Annotated in this window: 20 protein-coding genes; 15 read left to right on the forward strand and 5 right to left on the reverse strand. The window is 62.8% G+C overall.

Going from position 1 to position 21,861, the window contains the following annotated elements:
- The first annotated feature begins 67 nt into the window (after positions 1–67).
- From HNO82_RS10020 to HNO82_RS10080, 13 genes are all read left to right on the forward strand, one after another.
- The gene (locus HNO82_RS10020; protein WP_249776977.1) at positions 68–2,182 is read left to right on the forward strand and encodes a TonB-dependent siderophore receptor; all 2,115 of its coding nucleotides are present in this window, start codon (positions 68–70) and stop codon (positions 2,180–2,182) included.
- A 49-nt stretch (positions 2,183–2,231) separates the two neighbouring features.
- Positions 2,232–3,767 carry a histidine-type phosphatase gene (locus HNO82_RS10025; RefSeq protein WP_175343610.1) on the forward strand — a complete coding sequence of 512 codons (1,536 nt, stop codon included), beginning with the start codon at positions 2,232–2,234 and terminating at the stop codon, positions 3,765–3,767.
- A gap of 243 nt (positions 3,768–4,010) precedes the next feature.
- A complete protein-coding gene (gene hemN, locus HNO82_RS10030; protein ID WP_175343611.1) occupies positions 4,011–5,462 on the forward strand; it encodes an oxygen-independent coproporphyrinogen III oxidase in 1,452 nt (483 codons plus the stop codon).
- 11 nt (positions 5,463–5,473) lie between these two features.
- Complete coding sequence (locus HNO82_RS10035) at positions 5,474–6,328, forward strand: sulfite exporter TauE/SafE family protein (RefSeq protein ID WP_175343612.1); 855 nt, start codon at positions 5,474–5,476, stop codon at positions 6,326–6,328.
- A gap of 2 nt (positions 6,329–6,330) precedes the next feature.
- Entirely contained in the window at positions 6,331–8,847 is a 2,517-nt protein-coding gene (locus HNO82_RS10040; protein WP_175343613.1) for a heavy metal translocating P-type ATPase, read from the forward strand.
- Positions 8,847–9,020: a cbb3-type cytochrome oxidase assembly protein CcoS gene (gene ccoS / locus HNO82_RS10045; protein WP_008330551.1), complete on the forward strand. Its 174-nt coding sequence runs from the start codon at positions 8,847–8,849 to the stop codon at positions 9,018–9,020. The genes HNO82_RS10040 and ccoS overlap by 1 nt, the downstream gene beginning before the upstream one ends.
- Positions 9,021–9,172: 152 nt before the next feature.
- Positions 9,173–10,600, forward strand: coding sequence for a cytochrome-c oxidase, cbb3-type subunit I (gene ccoN, locus HNO82_RS10050; protein ID WP_008330550.1), 1,428 nt, complete (start codon positions 9,173–9,175; stop codon positions 10,598–10,600).
- Positions 10,601–10,612: 12 nt separating this feature from the next.
- Entirely contained in the window at positions 10,613–11,227 is a 615-nt protein-coding gene (ccoO, locus tag HNO82_RS10055; protein ID WP_175343614.1) for a cytochrome-c oxidase, cbb3-type subunit II, read from the forward strand.
- A 4-nt stretch (positions 11,228–11,231) separates the two neighbouring features.
- Positions 11,232–11,426, forward strand: coding sequence for a cbb3-type cytochrome oxidase subunit 3 (locus HNO82_RS10060; RefSeq protein WP_008330546.1), 195 nt, complete (start codon positions 11,232–11,234; stop codon positions 11,424–11,426).
- Positions 11,419–12,351 carry a cytochrome-c oxidase, cbb3-type subunit III gene (gene ccoP / locus HNO82_RS10065; protein WP_175343615.1) on the forward strand — a complete coding sequence of 311 codons (933 nt, stop codon included), beginning with the start codon at positions 11,419–11,421 and terminating at the stop codon, positions 12,349–12,351. The genes HNO82_RS10060 and ccoP overlap by 8 nt, the downstream gene beginning before the upstream one ends.
- A 140-nt stretch (positions 12,352–12,491) precedes the next feature.
- Entirely contained in the window at positions 12,492–13,967 is a 1,476-nt protein-coding gene (ccoG, locus tag HNO82_RS10070) for a cytochrome c oxidase accessory protein CcoG (RefSeq protein WP_175343616.1), read from the forward strand.
- 53 nt (positions 13,968–14,020) lie between these two features.
- Entirely contained in the window at positions 14,021–14,566 is a 546-nt protein-coding gene (locus HNO82_RS10075; RefSeq protein ID WP_175343617.1) for a FixH family protein, read from the forward strand.
- 75 nt (positions 14,567–14,641) lie between these two features.
- Positions 14,642–14,899, forward strand: a complete 258-nt coding sequence (locus HNO82_RS10080; protein ID WP_008330535.1) for a hypothetical protein — start codon at positions 14,642–14,644, stop codon at positions 14,897–14,899.
- 31 nt (positions 14,900–14,930) lie between these two features.
- On the opposite strand, the gene fnr is transcribed toward HNO82_RS10080, so the two are convergent.
- The 4 genes from fnr to HNO82_RS10100 form a co-directional block, all read right to left on the reverse strand.
- Positions 14,931–15,779, reverse strand: a complete 849-nt coding sequence (gene fnr / locus HNO82_RS10085; RefSeq protein WP_175343618.1) for a fumarate/nitrate reduction transcriptional regulator Fnr — start codon at positions 15,777–15,779, stop codon at positions 14,931–14,933.
- A gap of 374 nt (positions 15,780–16,153) precedes the next feature.
- Positions 16,154–17,224: a fatty acid desaturase gene (locus tag HNO82_RS10090; RefSeq protein ID WP_008330529.1), complete on the reverse strand. Its 1,071-nt coding sequence runs from the start codon at positions 17,222–17,224 to the stop codon at positions 16,154–16,156.
- A gap of 253 nt (positions 17,225–17,477) precedes the next feature.
- Positions 17,478–18,104: an OmpW/AlkL family protein gene (locus tag HNO82_RS10095; RefSeq protein ID WP_175343619.1), complete on the reverse strand. Its 627-nt coding sequence runs from the start codon at positions 18,102–18,104 to the stop codon at positions 17,478–17,480.
- Between the two features lie 207 nt (positions 18,105–18,311).
- Positions 18,312–19,379 carry a 1-aminocyclopropane-1-carboxylate deaminase gene (locus tag HNO82_RS10100; protein ID WP_175343620.1) on the reverse strand — a complete coding sequence of 356 codons (1,068 nt, stop codon included), beginning with the start codon at positions 19,377–19,379 and terminating at the stop codon, positions 18,312–18,314.
- A gap of 198 nt (positions 19,380–19,577) precedes the next feature.
- On the opposite strand from HNO82_RS10100, the gene HNO82_RS10105 reads away from it, so the two are divergent.
- On the forward strand, positions 19,578–20,039 hold the full coding sequence (locus HNO82_RS10105; RefSeq protein ID WP_008330522.1) for an Lrp/AsnC family transcriptional regulator: 462 nt from the start codon (positions 19,578–19,580) through the stop codon (positions 20,037–20,039).
- A gap of 67 nt (positions 20,040–20,106) precedes the next feature.
- A complete protein-coding gene (gene pip, locus HNO82_RS10110) occupies positions 20,107–21,075 on the forward strand; it encodes a prolyl aminopeptidase (RefSeq protein WP_175343621.1) in 969 nt (322 codons plus the stop codon).
- Between the two features lie 92 nt (positions 21,076–21,167).
- Here pip and HNO82_RS10115 read toward each other — a convergent pair whose 3' ends face one another.
- A complete protein-coding gene (locus HNO82_RS10115) occupies positions 21,168–21,692 on the reverse strand; it encodes a MarR family transcriptional regulator (RefSeq protein ID WP_034350741.1) in 525 nt (174 codons plus the stop codon).
- Positions 21,693–21,861: the final 169 nt, after the last annotated feature.

Below are 21,861 nucleotides of genomic sequence, written 5' to 3' on the forward strand. Positions count from 1 at the left end.
CATGCCCGGATTCAGACCATAAAAAAGCAAGGCCAAATTCCTCACTTCCATCCACTGCGAGTTCAAGATGATTTCCAGACGTATTGCCACCCCCCGTCCTTCCACCATGCGGCGCGCCTTGTTGGGCGCTGGTCTGCTGCTGGGCAGTAGCGGCCCGCTGCTGGCACAGGCCGATGACAGCGTGCTGCCCCAGATCACCGTGACCGACAGCGCCGACAAGAAGAAGCTGGCCGAGCAGGTCAGCGGAGGAGCCCTCGGCGAGCGTTCCGAACTGGAGACGCCGTTCTCCACGCGCGCCGTCACGAGCGACGAGATCGAAGACCGCCAGGCCACTTCGCTGGCCGAAGTGCTGAAGTACGACGCCAGCGTCAGCAACAGCAGTCCGGTCAACGGCACTCACCCGGCCACCATTGCGATACGCGGGCTGCGCCTGGACGACCTGAACGGCTACAAGATCGATGGCCTGGCCAACATCAATCGGGGCACCGAGATGCCGCTGGAGATGTTCGAGCAGGTGGAGGTGCTCAAGGGCTTGTCCGGTTTCATGTACGGGTTTGGCTCGCCGGGGGGCATCGTCAACTACGTCACCAAGCGTCCGACCGATGACGCTTTTCTCGCTACCGATCTCGGCTATGCCAGTGGCGGGACGTGGAAGGAACACGTCGACGCCGGAGGTCGCCTGGGCGAGGACCAGCGCTTGGGCTACCGCATCAACCTGGTCAACGAGAGCGGCGATACCGAGGCCGATCACGGCAGCATCAACCGCCAATCCATCGGTGCCTCCTTCGATGCCAGGCTGAGCAGCGACCTGACCGTCAGGCTCGATGCCCTCTACCAGCGGCGCATCACCGCCGGTGGCACCGATGTCATCGTCAGCGGCTTCAAGATCCCATCGGCGCTGGATGGCAGCACGCGCCTCTACAGCAATGGCTCCTACACCAATGTGGATTACCGCCTGGTGACGCTGAGTGCCGACTATCGTCTCTCGGATGACTGGAAGGCCACCGTCGCCGTGCGTCATTCCGAATCGGTGCGAGTCTACAAGAAGGATCAGTACTACATCACCAGCAATAGCGGCAACTATCGCGACCGCCTCACATCCGAATACCACGGCTACGAATTCAACGAAGCACAGGCCATGGTGCAGGGCAAGGTGAGCACCGGCTTCCTGCAGCATGAAGTCGTGTTCGGTGCGATGGCCCAGAACCTGCTTTCCACTTCTTCCGTGACCACGCCCAAGCCCTACATCGGCACCGGCAACCTGTATGCGCCGACGATCTACTCGGCCGATAGCGTCAACTACAGCGGCGGTACCTATCGTGATGAAAGGACCACGCAGACCGCGCTCTTCGCCAGCGACACGATGAAGTTCGATGAGCGCTGGTCGTTGCTGGCCGGCCTGCGTTACACCAATTACATTGATACCGCCTACACCACCGCCAACGCCACCAGTGCACGCTTCACTGCCAGTCCGCTGAGCCCGACGGCCGCCGTGATGTTCAAGCCGCGTGCCGATACGACGGTCTACGTCAGCTATGCCGAGGCCCTGGAGCAAAGCGCCTCGGCGCCCACTACGACGGTCAATGCCAACCAGACCTTCGCTCCCATCAAGAGCAAGCAGGCAGAAGTGGGCGTCAAGACCGAGCACGACGCCTGGAACGGCAGCCTGGCGCTGTTCCGCATCGAGCGTGGCTCGCAGTACATCAACAGCGCCAACGTCTATGTGGCCGATGGTCAGAGCATCTATCGCGGGGTGGAAGTCAATGCGTCGCTACAGCTCACCCGGGACCTGAGCCTGGATGGCAGCTTGATGGTGATGGGCTCCGAAGTCACCCATGCGGCAGCAGCGGTCAATGGCAAGCGCGCCGTCGGCGCGGCAGATGTGCAGGCCGGTGCGCAGCTAAGCTACCGGGTGCCGACCCTGGCAGGCCTGTCACTGCATGTCGGCGCGCAGTATGTGGGTACCATGGCGCTGGATTCGGCCAATACCAACATGCTCTCGCCCTACAGCCTGTTCGATGCAGGTCTGAACTATCGCACCCGTATCGGCGGCCACATGACCACCTGGAGCGCCAACATCACCAATCTGGCCAATCGCAAGTACTGGACCTACTATCAGGAAACCTACCTGAACGTGGGGGCGCCGCGTACCCTGAACCTGAACGTGCGCGCCGACTTCTGAGCGTGAGGGGTTCCCGACCCGGAAAGGCTGATATCGCATGATCGGTGGCATGAACTTCCATAAAACTGCCAGGGCCTGTGCCTGGCTGATCGGCCTGTTGCTGGCCGCCAGCCTGGCGCAGGCCGCTGATCGTGACGATCGCCAGACCAAGACACCTTATGCCCCGCGCCAGCCGCTCTCCAGCCTGGAACCGGTGCCTGCCGGCTATGCACCGGTGTTCACCCAGTTGCTGGCGCGCCATGGTTCTCGTGGCCTGACCGGGATGAAATCCGATCTGGCCCTCTATCGCCTGTGGCAGCAGGCCGAGCAGGAGCACGCACTGACCCCGCTGGGCCAGACGCTGGGACCGGCCTTGCAGGCCATGCTGCGGGCCAATTTTCTGCTGGGGGCGGGTGTGCCCGGAATCAGCGAGCCCGGCTATGGCAACGAGACCCTGGCCGGGCTGCAAGAGCACATCGAGCTGGCACGACGGATGGTGCAACGTCTGCCCGGCCTGTTCGACCAGGCCAGCTCAGGTGCACGCGAGGTCGTCGTGGTCAGTTCGGGCAAGGATCGCGCGGTGGATAGTGCAGAGGCCTTCACGCAGTCGTTGCTGGCCGCTCGTCCGGGCTTGCGTGGTCATGTGGAGGGGCCGTCCAAGGATGCCTATCTGCTGTATTTCCATCGTTTGCCCAAGAATCCCCCGACACAGACGACCACGCTGCGCCTGCAGACCTGGAGGGATAGCCGCGCCTACCAAGCCTATCTGCATGGGGCGGCGCTGCAGGCGCAACTGGCGCGCATCGGCCAGGATCCGCGCTTGCAGGACGCCGCCGATGCGGTCCTGTCGCGGCTGTTCAGTGCGGACTTCCTGACGCGCCTGGAGCGGGGTAGCTATCGTTTCAGCAACAGCGGCACGCTCAGCTTTACCAGCGCGGATGGGCGTCATACCAATACCCTGACCGGCGACGGCCGCAGCGTCATCGCCAGCGGCGTGCAGGCAGCCAGGGCGCTGTATGACCTCTATGCCATCAGTGCCGGGATGCGTACTGAACTGGAGCGGGCTGGCAGCAATGTGAAGGTTTTCGACAACATCATGCCTCCGATGGCGGCGCAGGTCTTCGCGGAAATCGAAGATGCTGAAGATTTCTACAGCAAAGGGCCGGCAATGGTAGAGCAGGGCGATGTGACTTCGCGTATGGGACGCATCCTGCTGCAGGATTTCTTTGATGAGGCCGACGCCATCGACCGTGGTCAGCGCCAGCATCTGGCCAAGCTGCGCTTTGCCCATGCCGAGATCGTCATACCGCTGGCCACGTTGCTGGGCCTGCCCGGTGCGGCGCAGCAGGTTGACGCGCGTGAACCCTATGTGCCGGCTCGCAATGGCTGGCGCGGCGCGCAGATTGCGCCGATGGCTGCCAACCTGCAATGGGACATGTTTGCCAATGCCGCCGGACGTACCTTGGTGCGACTGCTGTACAACGAGGGGGAGATGGATTTCAAGTCGTCCTGTGATCAGGCCAGGATCGCGCCCCGCAGCCACTACTACGACTATCACGCGTTGCGGGCCTGTTATGGACAGGCCCGCGCAGGCGCTCAGCACTGAGGTGCTGAGGCTGGTGGCACGGTTGAGCCAACGGGCGCCGGTATGCGGCTGTACTGCTTGAGCCATGACGTAACTGATATCCACCGGTCAACAGGCCCGCCCCTTTGATGCACATCAATGCGATCCTGCAAGGATCTGTCTATTCTGCAAGCTCCAGTCACTACCAGCTCGCCCGGTGGGCTCGCGGCCCAGCGCATGTGCGCGCCGCGTCAGTCCGGCGCGGCAGCCGGCCAGGAGCATCGCATGCAAGTCGCCCATCCGTCCACCCTGCATCCTTCCGCCAGTCTCGCCGGCATGAACAAGGCCGTCCTGCGCAAAATGGACCAGCGTGGCCCGCGTTACACCTCCTATCCGACGGCAGACCGCTTTTCCAGCGACTTTGACGTCACCGACTACCTGCACGCGGTCTCCGACCGCCGCAACATGAGCGCCTGGCGGGCGCTGTCGCTGTATCTGCACATTCCGTTCTGCGACACCATCTGTTACTACTGTGCCTGCAACAAGATCGTCACCAAGAACCGCGCCAAGGCTGCACTCTATCTGAGCTATCTCAAGCGCGAGATCAGCATGCAGGGCTCGCTGTTCTCCGGCATGAACCAGGTGGAGCAGCTACACTTCGGTGGCGGTACGCCGACCTATCTGTCGGACGAGCAGATGTCTGACCTGATGGACCACATCCGCCACAGTTTCACGCTGGCACCGGATCACGTCGGCGAATATTCGATCGAAATCGATCCGCGCACGGTCTCGGTGGAGCGTGTCCACAAGCTGCGCCAGCAGGGATTCAACCGCATCAGCCTGGGCGTCCAGGACTTCGATCCGGAGGTGCAACTGGCCGTCAACCGCGTGCAGTCCGAGCAGCAGACGCTGCAGATCATCGCCGCCGCGCGTGATGCCGGCTTCCGCTCGGTCAGCATCGACCTGATCTACGGACTGCCCAAGCAGAACGTGATGTCCATGTCGCGCACCCTGGCCAAGGTCATCGCCGCCAGCCCCGACCGCATCGCCGTCTACAACTATGCGCACATGCCGGCGCTGTTCAAGACCCAGCGCCAGATCAGGGAAGAAGACCTGCCCAGCGCCGACAGCAAGCTCGATATGCTCTCGCTGTGCATCCGCCAGCTGACCGGTGCGGGTTACGTCTACATCGGCATGGATCACTTCGCCAAACCCACCGACGACCTCGCCATCGCCCAGCAGCAGGGCCGCCTGCATCGCAACTTCCAGGGCTATTCCACCCATTCGGAGACCGATCTGGTGGCCTGCGGCGTCTCGGCCATCAGCGCCGTGGGCGGCAGCTACAGCCAGAACGAAAAGACCCTGGACGGCTATTACGCCCGTCTGGAAAACTCCACCTTGCCCATTGCACGCGGGATCCAGCTGGGCATGGATGACGTGCTGCGCCGGCTCATCATCCAGCGACTGATGTGCAATTTCGAACTGTCGATCAACTCGCTGGAGATCGCCTATCCCATCGTCTTCCGCGAATACTTCGCACCCGAGATGGCAAAGCTCAAGCTGCTGGAGCAAGACGGCCTCATCAAGATCGAACCTGAATGGATCACCGTCGAGCCCAAGGGGCGCCTGCTGATCCGCAACATCTGCATGGTGTTCGATCGTTACCTGACCCAGGATCGCGAGAAGGCTGCGAGCCAAAACAAGGACGCACCGCAGCGCTATTCGCAGACCGTCTGAGCGGAGCCACGATGAACCTGCTGCCGATCTTCCTGGTAGGCCTGATGGGCAGTGTCCATTGCATCGGCATGTGTGGCGGCATCGTCGGTGCGCTCAGTTCGGCCGCGCCTGCCCGTGCATCGGGCAGGCCAGCACCGGCACCGGCTCAGGTCTGCGTCATGGCGGCTCAGCAGGTGCGCGGCACACCTCGCGTGATTCCTCTTCATTTCGTTGGCCCGGCGCAGCTGCAGGCCTTCGGACAAGACCTGGTACGCGTGCTGGGTTACAACCTGGGACGCCTGTCCAGCTATACGCTGGCGGGTGCGCTGGCCGGTGGCATCGCCGCCGGTCTGCTGCGCGGCGCCGATGTGCTGGGCTGGATGGCACCGGCGCAGACGGTGGCCTACGTCATCACCAATCTCATCCTGATCCTGTTGGGGCTCTACCTGACCCAATGGTGGAGCGGCATGTCACGCATGGAGCAACTGGGCAGCGGCTTGTGGGCGCGCCTGCGTCCGCACGCGGCACGGCTGGTACCGGTCGATACGCCCGCCAAGGCCGTGCTGCTGGGCAGTCTGTGGGGATGGCTACCGTGCGGGATGGTCTACAGCGCCTTGCTCACCGCACTCATGGCCGGTAGTGCCTGGCAGGGCGCATTGACCATGCTGAGCTTCGGTGCCGGCACCTTGCCGGTGCTGCTGGTGGCAGGCATGTCGGGTGCGCGCCTGCGTCAGCTGGTCGCGCGGGCCTGGGTGCGGCGCAGCGCCGGTGTGATCGTGCTGGCCTTCGGCTTGCTGGGTTTGCTGCGCGTTGCCGAAATAGGCGGCCTGGGAATCGCACGTGGCTGGATCGACGTATTCTGCGTCAGTCCGGTACATGGAGGATGACCATGCGCAAGCAGGAAAGTGACGCGGCGAACCTGTGTTTCCACTGCGGCCAGCCGGTGCCGGCGGGGGAGTCGTGGCGGCTGGAGATCGGCGGTGTTCAGCGCGCCCTGTGCTGCGTGGGCTGCCAGAGCGTGGCCCGGCTCATCGTCGAGAGTGGATGTGAAGATTTCTACCTGCGTCGTACCGTTCCCTCAGCCCGTGTCGACCCGGAACAATTGCTGCCGCCCGAGCTGGCGCTGGTGGACCTGCCCGTGCAGACGGGCGATGGTGAAGTTTCTGGCACAACCGACCAAGCGCAGGAACTGGTGTTGTCCATCGATGGCTTGCGCTGTGCAGCCTGCGTCTGGCTGATCGAAAAATACTTGGCGCGGCTGCCCGGTATCCACATGGCCGAACTCAACGTGGCCAGTGCACGGCTGCACATCCGCCGTGATCCCGCCCTTTGTTCCACTTCCACCATCCTGCGCGGCCTGCGTGGCCTGGGTTATACCGCCTATCCCTTCGATCCGCTACGCCAGGGCGAACAGGCGCGCCGCGCCGGTCGCCGCCTGTTCCGCCAGTTGTTCATCGCGGGCCTGTCGATGATGCAGGTGATGATGTATGCCGTTCCGGTCTACATGACGCGTGAAGGCATCGATCCCGACATGATGGCGCTGATGCGCTGGGCCAGCCTGTTCCTCACCATACCGGCGGTGTTCTATTCGGCCTTGCCGTTCTTCACCGGCGCCTGGGCAGGTCTGCGCGCCCGTGCGCCGGGCATGGACCTGCCGGTGGCCATTGGCATCGCCGCCGCCTTCGCCGGCAGCGCCATCGCCACCTGGCGCGGGGAGGGCGAGATCTGGTTCGACAGCGTGAGCATGTTCATTTTTCTGCTGCTGGCTAGCCGCTATCTGGAAACCGCCGCACGACGCAAGTCGGCGGCGGCGCTGGAACGCATGCAGCAGGCTTTTCCTGCGGCGGCGCTGGTGCTGCGCAATTATCCGCAGCAACGTGAGACGACGCTGGTGGCAGCCGCGCAATTGCAGGTCGGCGACGTCATTCTGGCCCGTCCCGGCGATACCATCGCCGCCGATGCCTGCCTGCTCGAAGGTCTGGCCGAACTGGATCTGGCTCTGCTGTCCGGCGAAAGTCGTCCGCAGACTTTCCAGCCCGGCCAGGAGGCGCCGGGCGGTGCCGTCAACCTGAGCCAGCCGGTGCTGCTGCGTGTACTGCGCACCACGCGCGAGAGTACGCTGGCCGCCATTACCCGCCTGGCCGAGCAAGCCGGGCAGGGCAAGCCGGCCCTGGCGCAGTGGGCTGACATCGTGGCCTCGCGCTTCGTGGTGGCCTTGCTGCTGCTGGCGGCCATCACGTTTCTCACCTGGCACCTGATCGATCCTGCGCGCGCCTGGGCCACGGCCATCGCCGTTCTGGTGGTGTCCTGTCCGTGTGCGCTGTCGCTGGCCACGCCCTCGGCCCTGGCCGCCGCGACGGATCGCCTGCTGCGTGAAGGTACCCTGGTGGTGCGTGGCAATGTACTGGAAACCTTGCAACGCGCCGATACCATTCTCTTCGACAAGACCGGTACGCTCACCCAGGGCCGGCCGCAACTGACGGCCTTGTGGAGCCGCATTCCGCAAGCACGGGCCTTGTCGCTGGCAGCGGCCATGGAGCACGGCAGCCTGCATCCACTGGCCAGGGCACTGGTGGACGAGGCGCGGCGTCAGGGTATTGCGGCGTGCGAGGTGATGCAACTGGGTTCGGTGACCGGTGCTGGCATGCACTGCCTCATCGATGGCGTACCGCATCGTCTGGGAGCGCGTCGTTTCGTGGCCGAGCTTGCCGGAGCACGGCTGCCTTCCGAGCTGAGTCATCCCGCTGCCGCGGCGGCCGGGTCGGTCTATCTGGGCAACAGCGATGGCTGGCTGGCGCGCTTCGACCTGGCCGACGCATTGCGTGCCGATGCCGAAGAGACGGTGGCCGCCTTCCGTGCGCAGGGCATGCGCGTGATCCTGCTCAGCGGTGACCAGCCTGACGTCTGCGCCGAGGTGGCGGCCGCCGTCGGCATCGATGAAGTGATTGCCGGCTGTACCCCGCAACGCAAGCTGGAGGTGGTGCGCGAACTGCAGCAGGGCGGGGCGGTGGTGGCCATCGTTGGCGATGGCATCAACGATGCCGCCATGCTGCGCGCCGGGGATGTGTCCTTCGCCATGGGCAAGGGTGCGGCGCTGGCCCAGGTCAGTGCCGATGCCGTCATCATGAGCGACCGCTTGTCTGCCGTGGCGCAGTGCGCGCAGATGGCTCGGCGCACCATGCGCATCGTGCGCCAGAATCTGGTGTGGGCCAGCCTCTACAATTTCCTCGCCATCCCGGCGGCAGCCTTCGGCCTGCTCGATCCCTGGATGTCGGCGGTGGGCATGTCGGCCAGCTCGCTGCTGGTGGTCGGCAATGCCTTGCGCCTGAGTCGGGCCACGCGCCCATCGCTGCCGGTCACGGTGCCGACATCGGCACCTCGGCCAGCACTGGCAGGAGGGGCGTGATGGAAGCGCTCTACCTGCTCATTCCGCTCAGTACGCTGCTGGTGTTCGTGGCGATCTGGGTGTTCTTCCGCGCCTCCGACGGCGGCCAGTTCGATGACCTCGAAGGCCCGGCCATGCGCATTCTCCACGACGATGACACCCCTGCGCCGCAGGGTCGGCACGATCCTTCCTGAGCCGCTCTTGCGTGCCGCGCGCTGCGGCCTGTGGCTCACGATCTGCGGCATTTCTCTGCCGCTGTCTTTCTACTTGATACACGTCAATGCCCCTGGAAGGCTTGCCCCGTAAGCTCGCATTGAACAGTACTCAACAAAGTGGGGAGAGTTTCGTGAGCAAAGAAAATAGCTACAACTACACGGTTGTGCGCCAATTTACCGTGGCGACCATCCTGTGGGGCGTAGTCGGTATGCTGGTCGGTGTGATCATCGCCGCCCAGCTGGCATGGCCCGAATTGAACATGGGGATTCCCTGGCTGAGCTTCGGCCGGCTGCGTCCCCTGCATACCAACGCAGTCATCTTTGCCTTCGGCGGTTGTGCGCTGATGGCTACCTCGTATTACGTCGTCCAGCGGACCTGCCAGGTGCGGCTGTTCTCAGACTTCCTGGCCGCTTTCACCTTCTGGGGCTGGCAGCTGGTCATCGTCGGTGCGGCCATCACGCTGCCCATGGGGCTGACCCGCGGCAAGGAATACGCCGAACTGGAATGGCCCCTGACCATTCTCATCGCCATCGTCTGGGTCGCTTACGCCGTGGTGTTCTTCGGCACCCTCGTCAAGCGCAAGGTCAAGCACATTTACGTGGCCAACTGGTTCTACGGTGCCTTCATCATCGCCGTGGCCATCCTGCACATCGTCAACGGCATGACCATGCCGGCCACGCTGACCAAGTCCTACTCCATGTACAGCGGCGCGCAGGATGCCATGATCCAGTGGTGGTACGGTCACAACGCGGTGGGCTTCTTCCTGACCGCCGGCTTCCTGGGGATGATGTATTACTTCATTCCCAAGCAGGTCAACCGTCCGGTGTACTCCTATCGCCTGTCCATCGTGCACTTCTGGGCGCTGATCTTCACCTACATGTGGGCCGGTCCGCACCATCTGCACTACACCGCGCTGCCTGACTGGACCCAGTCGCTGGGCATGGTGTTCTCGCTGATCCTGCTGGCACCGTCCTGGGGCGGCATGATCAACGGCATGATGACCATGTCGGGCGCCTGGCACCAGCTGCGTACCGATCCCATCCTGAAGTTCCTGGTGGTCTCGCTGTCCTTCTATGGCATGTCCACCTTTGAAGGTCCGATGATGGCCATCAAGACCGTCAACGCCTTGTCCCACTACACCGACTGGACCATCGGCCACGTGCACTCCGGTGCCTTGGGCTGGGTTGGCTTCGTCACCATGGGAGCGATGTATTACCTGATCCCGCGTCTGTCGGGCAAGACCCAGATGTGGAGCAAGGATCTGATCGAGATCCACTTCTGGGTAGCCACCATCGGCATCGTGCTCTACATCGCCGCCATGTGGATCGCCGGGGTGATGCAGGGCCTGATGTGGCGTGCGGTCAATCCCGACGGCACCCTGACCTATACCTTCGTCGAGGGCGTCAAGGCGACCTACCCGTACTACGTCATTCGTCTGATGGGTGGCCTGATGTATCTGTCCGGCATGCTGGTGATGGCCTACAACACCTGGCGCACCATGCGCGGCACCGAACTGGCTGTCGCACCGATTCCTGCCGTGACCAACGCTGCGCACTGATTGGGGGAAAGTATGAAGTTTTCGCATGAATGGATTGAGAAGAACCCCTGGCTGCTCATCGGCCTGGTGCTGCTGGTGGTCAGCGTGGGTGGCCTGGCCGAGATCGTGCCGCTGTTCTTCCAGAAATCGACCACAGAACCGATCGCCGGCTTGAAGCCCTACTCGGCCCTGCGCCTGGCCGGCCGCGACATCTACATCCGCGAGGGTTGCTACAACTGCCACTCGCAGATGATCCGCCCCTTGCGCGCCGAGACCGAGCGTTATGGCCACTATTCGGTGGCGGGTGAATCGGTCTATGACCACCCCTTCCAGTGGGGCTCCAAGCGTACCGGTCCGGACCTGGCCCGGGTCGGCACCCGCTACAGCGATGAATGGCATCGCGCCCACCTGCACAATCCGCGTGACGTGGTGCCGGAGTCCAACATGCCGGCCTATCCGTGGCTGGAGCAGACCAAGCTGGACAACTACGACATCGTCTCGCGCATGAAGGCCTTGAAGCGCATCGGCGACCCGTACACCGAAGAAGACATCAAGAATGCGCCGGCCGAGCTGGTCGGCAAGACCGAACAGGATGCGCTGATCGCCTACCTGCAAGGCCTGGGTGTCCTGATCAAGGCGGAGAGATAAGACCATGATTGAAATGTTGACCGATCCACGCAGCCTGATCACGCTGATCAGCTTCCTCACCTTTGCCGGCATCCTGTGGTGGACCTATGTCAGCCACAAGCCCGCTGACTTCACGCAAGCCGAGATGATCCCCTTCGCCGATGGCGACATCGGCCAGCCCGCGGCCGACAGCAGCGACAAGGAGACAAGCCATGGCTGATTTCACCAATGGTTTCTGGAATATCTGGATCATCGTCCTGACCGTGCTGGGTATCGCCGGTTGCGCGCTGCTGCTGTGGCAGCAGTCCAGCTGGAAGGTCAAGAAGGGCGACCAGCCCATCGCCGGGTCGACCACCGGTCATGTCTGGGACGAAGACCTGACCGAACTGAACAACCCGCTGCCGCGCTGGTGGATGTGGTTGTTCTATATCACCATCATCTTCTCGGTGGGCTACCTGATCGCCTATCCCGGCCTGGGCAACCTGCCCGGCACCCTGGGCTGGCGTTCGACCGGCGAGCACGATGCCGACGTCAAGCAGGCCGAAGCCAAGTACGGACCGCTCTTCGACAGCTACCTCAAGAAGGACCTGAAGGTAGTGGCCGCTGATCCGCAGGCCCATGCCATCGGCGAGCGCCTGTTCCTGACCTACTGCGCGCAGTGCCACGGTTCGGATGCGCGCGGCAACAAGGGCTTCCCCAACCTGACCGACAACGACTGGCTGCATGGCGGAACACCCGAGATCATCAAGGAAACCATCCTCAAGGGCCGTCACGGCGTCATGCCACCCATGGCTGCTGCGGTGGGGACCGACAAGGATGTCGACAACGTCGCCAATTATGTGCTGAGCCTGTCCAACTCGGCGCATGACCCGATCAAGGCCGAGCTGGGCAAGTCCAAGTTCGCCGCCTGCATGGCCTGCCACGGCCCTGGCGGCGTGGGCAACCAGGCCCTGGGCGCGCCCAACCTGTCGGACAAGATCTGGCTCTACGGCGGCAGCATCGACACCATCAAGGAAACCATCAACAAAGGCCGCGACAACACCATGCCGGCGTTTGGCGAATTCCTCGGTGAACCCAAGGTGCACGTGCTGGCGGCCTATGTCTGGAGCTTGTCCAACAAGCCCAGCAATGCCGAGGCCAAGTAGGCTCCGATGAGCAGTTGAACCCGCGCCGGGGCCGACGCAGTCACAGAACTGCGCGGCCCCGGCGTTCTTCGTGATGGCCATACCGGCCGCGCCCGGCCAAGGGGCGCATGACAGAGAGCGAAAGCAGAGCAGGCAAGACCATGAACAAGGCCGCAATGACACCCAGGCAGGGCAAGGAAGAGGGCCCGCCATCCCAGGAGGAAGCGCCCCGCAAGGACGGCAAGGATGAATATGCCGTCATCCGCATGTATGCCGCGCGTGAACCGATCTACCCGCGCGAGATTCAAGGACGCTTCGCCAGCCTGCGCTGGCTGTGCGTGTTCCTGACGCAGCTGGTGTTCTACGGCCTGCCGTGGCTCAACTGGAACGAGCGCCAGGCCGTGCTGTTCGATCTGGCCTCGCGCAAGTTCTACCTGTTCGGCCTGGTGCTGTGGCCGCAGGACTTCATCTGGCTGGCCGCATTGCTGATCATCTGTGCCTTCAGCCTGTTCCTCTTCACGGCCATTGCCGGCCGCGTCTGGTGCGGCTATGCCTGTCCGCAGACGGTCTACACCGAGATCTTCCTGTGGATTGAACGTCGTATCGAAGGCAACCGCAGCGCCCGCATGCGTCTGGACCGCCAGCCCTGGTCGTTCGACAAGCTCTGGCGCAAGTCCGCCAAGCACCTGGCCTGGGGCAGCGTGGCCCTGTGGACCGGTATCAGCTTCGTCGGCTACTTTTCGCCCATCCGCGACCTGCTGCCTGAAATCGGGCAGTTCGCGCTGGGCCCGTGGGAAAGCTTCTGGATCGTCTTCTACGCCTTCGCCACCTACGGCAATGCCGGCTGGATGCGCGAGCAGGTGTGCAAGTACATGTGCCCGTATGCGCGCTTCCAGAGCGCCATGTTCGACCGCGACTCGCTCATCATTACCTACGACGACACCCGTGGCGAGCCACGCATGCCGGCGGCCAAGGCGGCCAAGCTGCAGGAGGGCAGCAAGGCGGGCGATTGCATCGACTGCACCATGTGCGTCCAGGTCTGCCCCACCGGCATCGATATCCGCCAGGGCCTGCAATACATGTGCATCGGTTGCGCCGCCTGCGTCGATGCCTGCGACAGCGTGATGGACAAGATCGACCGTCCGCGCGGCCTGATCCGCTATTCCACCGAGAACGCCATCGAGCAGGGCTTCTCGACGCCGGAAATCCGGCGCCGCCTGTTCCGTCCGCGCATCCTCATCTACACCGCCATCTTGGGGGCGGTGATCGCGCTGTTCCTGGGCTCGCTGGTGGTGCGCACCCCGCTGAAGCTGGATGTGATCCGCGACCGGGGCTCGATGGGGCGCGAAGTGGAAGATGGCATCATCGAAAACGTCTATCGCCTGCAGGTCATCAATACCGACGAGCGCGGCCATCGCTACCGCATCAGCGCCACCGGCATCGACGGTCTGACGGTCGATCCAGCCGGTCCCATCGAACTGGCTGCGACCCAGACCCTGATGGTGCCGGTCAGGGTGAGGGCACCGCACGGGGCAGGCGAGTCCGGCTCCAACAAGATTCATATCGAATTGCAGGCCGAGGACCAGCCCGCGCTGCACGTCAGCGAGAAGGCGGTCTTCCTGGTGCCGCGCCGCTGACGGCAGAAAATGGCGCAGCTCACATGAACCCAACGTCATATCGAGAGGAAACCATGCAGACCGTCTCCCCCAAGCTTGGCAACACCCTTCCCTGGTACCGTCACCGCTGGCCCTGGCTGTTGATGTCCGGCCCGGCCTTGGTGGTGGTGGCCGGCATCTTCACCGCCTGGCTGGCCATTTCGCGCGCCGATGCGCTGGTGGCCGACGATTACTACAAGCAGGGCAAGGCCATCAACAAGGACCTGCGCCGCGATCACGAAGCGCAGCGCCTGGGCGCCTCCATCGGTATTGCCTATGATCCGGCCAGCGCGGTGCTGCGGGGCCGCTTGCAGATGCGCCAGACGCCTGCTACCGGCGAAGAAGGGCAGACCCTGGTACTGAACCTGGTGCACCCGACGCTGCCCGCCAAGGACAGGACGCTCATGGTCCACCCCGCCGCCGATGGCAGCTTCTCGGTGCCGCTGGCGGAGATGGAACAGGCGCGCTGGCGCCTGGTAGCCGAAGATGGCAGCCACCGCTGGCGCCTGCACGGTACCTGGGTGTGGCCGCAACAGCGCAGCATCGAAATGAATGCCGAGGCCTACGCACCGGCCGAATAATGCGCTAAGCTGGAGTGAAGCCGGCTTCAAGACCGGCCCTCTACGGATGAAACTTCCTGCATCAAGGAGACAGTCATGCGCAAACAACAACGCAATCTCGCCATCGTGGGCTGGGTCGCCTTCCTGATGGCCATCGCGGCCGAAGGAATGTTCTTTTCCCTGTTCAATCCCGAGGAGCTGGCCATGGCGGCCGGCCATGAGTGGGAAGCTCTGGCGGCCTACACCGTAGGGTTCTTCTGTTTCTGGGGAAGTTTTGCCGCATGTGGCCTGCTGGCCGTACGGCTGACGCGGGCGCTGCCAAGAGAGCGCCTGCGCCATTACGTCCAGGGCTGAGCACCCCGGACGCTTTTCGGGCCGCTAGCGCTTAGCTGCCCGAGCGGGCGGTTGCCGCCGCCACCGGAGTGCAGGCATCCACGCCCGCAGCCAGGCGCTTGAGCGCGGCCAGGTCGACCACTTCCACATCGCGCTGTTCCACCGCCAGCAGACCCTGCTTGCGGAACTTGGAAATCAGGCGACTGATGCTCTCGATGGTCAGGCCGAGATAGTTGCCGACGTCCTGGCGCGTCATGCGCAGCTGGAAGCGTGTGGAGGAATAGCCGCGTGCAGCGTAACGTGAAGACAAATTCACCAGAAAAGCGGCAAACCGCTGTTCCGCACGCATGTTCCCCAACAGCATGATGACGTTCTGTTCGCTGGTGATCTCGTGGCTCATCATGCGGTGGAAATGACGCAGCAGATGCGGAATCTGGCCGAACAGCTGTTCCAGGCGTGCAAACGGGATTTCGCAGACTTCGCTGTCCTGCAGGGCCACCGCATCGCATTGATGCTGCTCGGTGCTGATGGCATCCATGCCCAGCAGTTCGCCGGGCATCTGGAAGCCGGTGATCTGGCGGTCGCCGTCGAGGTTTTCCTGGTAGGTCTTGAAGTGTCCCACGCGCACTGCATAGAGTGCCGTGAAACGGTCGCCGATACGGTACAGGAAGTCATCGCGTGCGACCTTGCGGCGGCCGATGATCTTGTCCAGGCGTTTCATGTCGGATTCGTCCAGACCCATGGGCAGGCACAGCTGGTGCATGCCGCAGGCGGTGCAACTGCGCAGCGCGGAGCTGGCAGCGGCTTCACGCGCGGCCGTCAGCGGCGAGCATGAGGTCAGGGAAGCGTTGGCGTTGGTGGCGCCAGCGGCGAGCGAAGTGGAGTGGCAAGGCTGGTTCATACGATGTTCCCGGCGGACTTGTGGCAATCGAATGACTCGATTTTAAGTGCGCGGAACGTAATAGGAAGCACAGTATTCCCGTATCAGACGGCATTTCTTGTCCCAGATCAAACATGGTCTAAGTAATCGCCGAAATCGACTGGCGAGGCCGCGTCGTCACGCGCAATTTCACTGCAATCCATCACAACTGACGGTGCCTGAGCGGCACCGGAAAGCGCGCACAGCGCAGTGTAGAGAAGCGGCCTTGATGGGGGAAAGTGGGCGGTATCGCGGGGTTACCGGGGACCCGCGAATGCCCTTCCATGCGACCGTCTTGTTATTGAAACTTCAGTATCTTCGTGGCGATCTGAAGGCGTTGACCGGCCACTGCCGGATCAGGCTTCGGCCGTCGCCTTGTTGACTTCCGGCAGCGGCAGCGGCGTGCTGGTGGGACGACCGCGATAGTCGGTCCAGCACAGGCGCTTGAAGTCGTACAGCTTGCAGCGACGTGCGGTATCGAAATACCAGCGCCAGGAGAAGCGCTGGATCACGATGCGGCCGGGCAGCATGGTTTCCAGCTTCTTCTGGGCCTGTTTGAGGCGATACAGCGGCACGCTCATGTCCACGTGGTGCGCGGTGTGTTCCATGATGTGATGCAGCAGCGCGCCCCAGTAGCGGCCAAAGGTCAGGTGCACGGTGGTGGAGACGAAGGGTTGCGCAGCAGCCCAGGTGATCTTGTCTTCATACCAGGCCACTGAGGTATGCGTATGGTGCACATACACCACGAAGCCGATCATGGCCTTCCAGAACAGCAGCGGAATCGCAAAACCGGTCACCAGCAGGGTCCAGAAGGATTGTTCGGTGGCTTGCGCAGCCCAGGCCAGGCCGGCGATCCAGACAGCCGCCACGGCCGTCACCAGCACGCCATCCCACATGAATTCGGCACGACGGGTCGGCATCTGCTTCCTGGAGGGGAAGTACATGCGCTTCCACCACATGTCGACCATGTAGTACAGACCCGGAGCGAAGCCGCTGCGATAGAGGCGCTCCAGGCGCTGGCGCCAGCGCGGCAGGGCGCGGAACTCTTCCAGCGAGCGCGGCTGCCAGACGAAATCAAAACCCTTCAGGTTGGTATAGCCGTGGTGCACCACGTTGTGGCCCACTGCCCAGAGGCTGTAGGGCGTGAGCGAAGGCATGAACAGCAGGCGGCCCAGCCAGGTATTGAGCTTGCGGCTGGGCGTGAAGGCCTGGTGGCAGGCATCGTGGCCGAGGATGAACAGGCGTCCGATGATGAAGCCATTGACCACGCCCAGGGCGATCTTGGCCAGTAGCCAGGGGGCCCAGACGATGGCCGCCAGGCTGGCGCCGAACAGGCAGAAGTCCAGTACCGACAGCGCCAGGGCGATGGCCGTGCTGCGCTGGCTGATGGGGATCACCCAGGAGCGGATGATCTTGCGATGGGGCATCGGTGCGCCAGGCGCGACCGGGGTGTGGGGGTGCGAAGTCGTCGACATCGTAATTACCTCTTCCTACTATCAAACGGTGGACGGGGGAGCATGCCGCAGGAGACTGCTCCAGCTAACGCTGCAAGGGGCGGATGGCATTGCAAGACATGGCGGCCGGAAAACCGGTGGCGGGACGTTAGCGCGGATCCCAAAAAACAGCGCGACCGGTCATCATCGATGACGGATCGCGCCGTTTGGGTGCGGCAAGAATACCTTAGAAACGGTAACCCACGCCAACGCCGATCAGCCACGGATCAATCTTGACGTTGCTGACCTTGGTGCCGGCAGCGGTCTTCACGTCGCTGGAGATCTGCACCTTCTTGATGTCGAAGTTGATCAGCCAGTTCTTGTTGATCTTGTAGTCGGCACCGATCTGCAGGGCGCCACCGACGCTGCTGCTATCCAGTTGCAGGCCGTTGGCGAGGCTGACGCTGGAGATGCGGGTGTAGTTGATGCCGGCGCCAATGTAGGGGCTGAAGGCCGCTTCAGGCATGAAGTGGTATTGCAGCGTCAGGGTCGGCGGCAGGTGCTTGAAGGTACCGATCTTGGTGCCGTCCAGGCGCACGTCCTGCTTTTGCGGATAGGTCAGCACCAGTTCGGCAGCGATGTTCGGGGTGAAGAAGTAGCTGATGTCGAACTCGGGAATCACCTTGTTGTTGATGGTGATGCGGTCCGAGGCGCCGGTGCCGCCGACCGGGTCGGACTTGTTTTCCGGGCTCAGGTTGACGGCGCGTACGCGCACCAGCCACGGGCCTTGGGCTTCCTGTGCGAACACGGGAGCAGCAGCAAAGGAGGAGGCCAGGGCGGCCACGGCGGCAGTGAGGGTGACGATTTTTTTCACGGTGTTTTACCTGTCGAGTGAGGATGTCCGAAAGGTACGCGTGAAGCTTTCTGCGGGCTTTGATGCCGATCAAGCGGGCAGGCACATGAAGAAAAAATGAGCCGGCCAGCGGGAACTTGCGCCCCAAAATGACACAAGCCCGGCCTGCTTGAGCAGGCACGGGCTGGATGTGCAGCGCGCCGATGCGTCTGCGCGGAGCGCTCCGGCTTACTCCTTGTAGCGTGCTTCGCGCGCCAGCTTGGTGAGGTTTTCCGGATCTTCGAAGGCCTTGTAATAAGCGTTCAGTGCCGGTGCGCCACCGAGGTGGGCATACAGTACGCGCTGGCCCTTGAAATGGCCCTTCTTGGCCATGTCGATCAAGCCGTCGATGGATTTTCCTTCATACACCGGATCTGTCAGCATGGCTTCCATCTCGGCCGCGGTACGGATGGCGGCGATGGTCTGCTCGCTCGGCAAGCCATAGGCCGGGCCACTGTAGTCGGGAATGATCTCGATGTCGGCATCGCGCACCACGACGCGCTGGCCACCCTTGGCGGCGATCAGCTCGCAGGTGTCATTGGCGATCTTGGTGACGGCGCGGCGGGTCATGGCTTCATCATCGGCGGTGTCGATGCCGATCACGCGGCGACGCTTTTCCTGAGCGGCGAAACCGACCACCATGCCGGCCTGGGTGGAACCGGTACAGGTGGCCACCACGATGTTGTCGAAGAAGATGCCCAGCTGCTGTTCCTGCATCGCGACTTCATCGGCGAAGTTGGCATAGCCCAGGCCGCCCAGCGGGTGGTCCGACGCACCGGCCGGAATCGCATAGGGCTTGCCGCCCTTGGCGCGCACTTCTTCCAGGGCGCGCGCCCAGGTGTCCTTCTCGGTGGTGGAGTAGCCATAGCCGCCCATGATCGGGTTGCCGCCCATGATGCGGGTCAGGAGGATGTTGCCGACCTTGTCGTAGACCGGGTCATCCCATTCCAGCCAGGTTTCCTGCACGGTGTAGGACTTCATGCCCACGGCAGCAGCCGCTGCGCAGACCTGGCGCGTGTGGTTGGACTGGATGTTGCCGATCGAAACCAGGGTGTCGCAGCCCTTGGCCAGGGCATCGGCCACCAGCCATTCAAGCTTGCGGATCTTGTTGCCGCCAAAGGCCAGGCCCGAGGAGACGTCATCGCGCTTGGCCCACACTTCCACGCCCAGCATGGCGGACAAGCGTTCCAGCTTGTGGATGGGGGAGGGGAAGAAGCCCAGGGTCTTGCGAGGGAAGAGTTTGTCGAGTGCCAGCATGGAGTGCTCCGGTTCAGGTGGATGGTCGAAAGGGGTCCGAATCTGGTCCGATTCATGGTGAATCGCCGGGATCAACTTTACGCCGGAGGATTAAAATGGTGCTTCCGAATTTATGGCATGATTCGTGATGAAAAATCGATGTAAATTATTTCATGCAAAGAAAATTGCGATAATTTGTCATTTAAGGAAAGAATCATCATGACGCTCGACCGCATGGACAAGCGCATCCTCAAGGCGCTGCAGAAGGATGGCCGCATCGGCAATGCCGAGCTGGCCAAGAAGCTCGGCATGAGTGCCACGGCCTGCTGGAACCACACCAAACGGCTGATGGACGAGGGCTATGTGAAGGAAGTGCGCGCCATCCTCGATCCCGAAAAACTAGGTCTGCCGGTACTGGTGACGGTGGGCGTGGTGCTGGACCGTTCCACCCCGGAGAGCTTCGCCGAATTCGAGAAGGCGGTGCGCGAGATTGCCGCCGTCCAGGAGTGCCTGCTGCTGGCCGGGGAATTCGATTACTGGATCAAGCTGCGCGTGAAGGATCTGCAAGCCTTCAATCGCCTGCATGCCAACACCCTGCTGCGCTTGCCGGGGGTGCGGCAATTGCGTTCCTTTTTTGTCCTCAACGAAGTGAAGAACAATCCGGAACTCGTGGTGGAATGAGGAATCTGCATTCTCATCCTGCCCACCCTATACTGCCTCTTTTGTCTTCATCCCCAAGGATCTGCTGATGACCACTTCCGCCCCTGCCACCCTGCGCGGCCTCTATCCCCCCATTGAACCCCATGAGCACGGCATGCTCGACGTTGGTGACGGTCACCAGGTCTATTGGGAAGTCTGCGGCAACCCCAAGGGCAAGCCGGTGGTCTTCCTGCATGGCGGGCCCGGTGGCGGTTGCGGCCCCTCGCACCGGCGCCTGTTCAATCCGGAAAAATACCGCATCGTCCTGTTCGACCAGCGCGGCTGTGGCCGCTCGCTGCCGCATGCCAACCTCGAGGCCAATACCACCTGGGACCTGGTGGCCGACATCGAACGCCTGCGCGAACTGCTGGGCATCGCCCGCTGGCAGGTCTTCGGCGGTTCCTGGGGCAGCACGCTGGCGCTGGCCTATGCCGAGACCCATCCACAGCGCGTGACCGAGCTGGTCCTGCGCGGCATCTTCCTGTTGCGCCAGGCCGAGCTGGATTGGTACTACCAGGAGGGAGCTTCGTGGATGGTGCCGGATCGCTGGGACCAATTCCTGGCCCCGATCCCGGTGGCCGAGCGCGGCAATCTGGTGCATGCCTATCGCCAACGTCTGACCGGCAACGACGAAGCCGCCAAGCTGCAGGCCGCGCGCGCCTGGAGCCGTTGGGAAGCCAGCACCATCACCCTGGTAGCCGATGAGGGCCTGATCGATTCCTTCAACGATGCGCAATTCGCGCTGGCCTTTGCGCGCATCGAGAACCACTACTTCTTCAACAAGGGATTCATGGAGGAGGGCCAGCTGCTGGCCAATGCCGCGCGCCTGGAAGGCATTCCCGGTGTGATCGTGCAGGGTCGCTATGACCTGGCCACCCCGGCCAAGTCCGCCTGGGACCTGCACCAGGCCTGGCCCGGTTCGCAACTGCACTTGATCGACAGTGCCGGTCACGCCTACAACGAACCCGGTATTCTCGACCAGCTCATCGCAGCCACCGATCGTTTCGCGGATCGGTGATGGCCCGGCGCTGAAGGCGGTCTCACCCCTCGCCATACCGCATGTTCTGGCGCTCCCCTGGCGGGAGCGTTTTTCTTGTCTGTTCTGCCGTGTCAGCTTTTCTTTCGACCGCGCCTGGCGGGTACCTCATCCGTTGCAACGGCTGTCGCAGAGGGGGGCGCGGAATACACTTCTTCCAGTTCCGCCAATCGATGGTTGAGCTTGCCCAGGACAGTGGTCAAGCTGGCGATCTCCTTTTCGCTCAAGGCAGCGAACAGTCCATCGATGAAGGTTTTCTTCACCGGCTCCGAGGCCCGCAGCACTTCCTTGCCCGATGCGGTCAAAGCGATGTATTTGACCCGGCGGTCGCTGGCGTCGCCACTGCGCCGGACCAGTCCGTCGCGCTCCAGCGCATCGATGGCCTCGGTGATGGTGCGCGGCGCAAAACCGAAGGCCGTCGCCAGATCAGCCGCGCGCACCGGGCTGTTGCGCTCGATATGGCCGAGCATCTTGTTGCGCGCCAGCGAGGCGCCTTCACCGGCCATGAGCTTGTCCAGCGTGCGGTGCGAGCGAATGTAGAAGTCGCGCAGTGCCTCGGCGGCACTGCTGCTGTCATCGTTTGTAAAGCTTGTAGACATGATTTTTCCAGATACCATATCATATGGTACCTCATTAATTATTGCCTTGGTTTGCGCACAACCGTACTGACGCTGTATCGCCACTGTCTTGGCACTGTATTGGCACTGTATTGCTCCCCAACGGCCAAGTGTATTGCCAGTCACCAACACTGTACTGGCACCGTATGGA

Source organism: Herbaspirillum sp. C9C3, from assembly GCF_013359625.1.
Classification (GTDB): Bacteria; Pseudomonadota; Gammaproteobacteria; order Burkholderiales; family Burkholderiaceae_D; genus Herbaspirillum.

Coding starts and splice junctions, on each gene's coding strand:
- HNO82_RS10035 (WP_175343612.1), top strand. CDS start 5,474: ATGAACCTGCTGCCGATCTTCCTGGTAGGCCTGATGGGCAGTGTCCAT.
- HNO82_RS10060 (WP_008330546.1), top strand. CDS start 11,232: ATGATTGAAATGTTGACCGATCCACGCAGCCTGATCACGCTGATCAGC.
- HNO82_RS10080 (WP_008330535.1), top strand. CDS start 14,642: ATGCGCAAACAACAACGCAATCTCGCCATCGTGGGCTGGGTCGCCTTC.
- HNO82_RS10090 (WP_008330529.1), bottom strand. CDS start 17,224: ATGCCCCATCGCAAGATCATCCGCTCCTGGGTGATCCCCATCAGCCAG.
- HNO82_RS10115 (WP_034350741.1), bottom strand. CDS start 21,692: ATGTCTACAAGCTTTACAAACGATGACAGCAGCAGTGCCGCCGAGGCA.
- ccoG (WP_175343616.1), top strand. CDS start 12,492: ATGAACAAGGCCGCAATGACACCCAGGCAGGGCAAGGAAGAGGGCCCG.
- HNO82_RS10100 (WP_175343620.1), bottom strand. CDS start 19,379: ATGCTGGCACTCGACAAACTCTTCCCTCGCAAGACCCTGGGCTTCTTC.
- ccoP (WP_175343615.1), top strand. CDS start 11,419: ATGGCTGATTTCACCAATGGTTTCTGGAATATCTGGATCATCGTCCTG.
- ccoO (WP_175343614.1), top strand. CDS start 10,613: ATGAAGTTTTCGCATGAATGGATTGAGAAGAACCCCTGGCTGCTCATC.
- hemN (WP_175343611.1), top strand. CDS start 4,011: ATGCAAGTCGCCCATCCGTCCACCCTGCATCCTTCCGCCAGTCTCGCC.
- fnr (WP_175343618.1), bottom strand. CDS start 15,779: ATGAACCAGCCTTGCCACTCCACTTCGCTCGCCGCTGGCGCCACCAAC.
- HNO82_RS10040 (WP_175343613.1), top strand. CDS start 6,331: ATGCGCAAGCAGGAAAGTGACGCGGCGAACCTGTGTTTCCACTGCGGC.
- pip (WP_175343621.1), top strand. CDS start 20,107: ATGACCACTTCCGCCCCTGCCACCCTGCGCGGCCTCTATCCCCCCATT.
- ccoS (WP_008330551.1), top strand. CDS start 8,847: ATGGAAGCGCTCTACCTGCTCATTCCGCTCAGTACGCTGCTGGTGTTC.
- HNO82_RS10020 (WP_249776977.1), top strand. CDS start 68: ATGATTTCCAGACGTATTGCCACCCCCCGTCCTTCCACCATGCGGCGC.
- HNO82_RS10105 (WP_008330522.1), top strand. CDS start 19,578: ATGACGCTCGACCGCATGGACAAGCGCATCCTCAAGGCGCTGCAGAAG.
- HNO82_RS10025 (WP_175343610.1), top strand. CDS start 2,232: ATGAACTTCCATAAAACTGCCAGGGCCTGTGCCTGGCTGATCGGCCTG.
- HNO82_RS10075 (WP_175343617.1), top strand. CDS start 14,021: ATGCAGACCGTCTCCCCCAAGCTTGGCAACACCCTTCCCTGGTACCGT.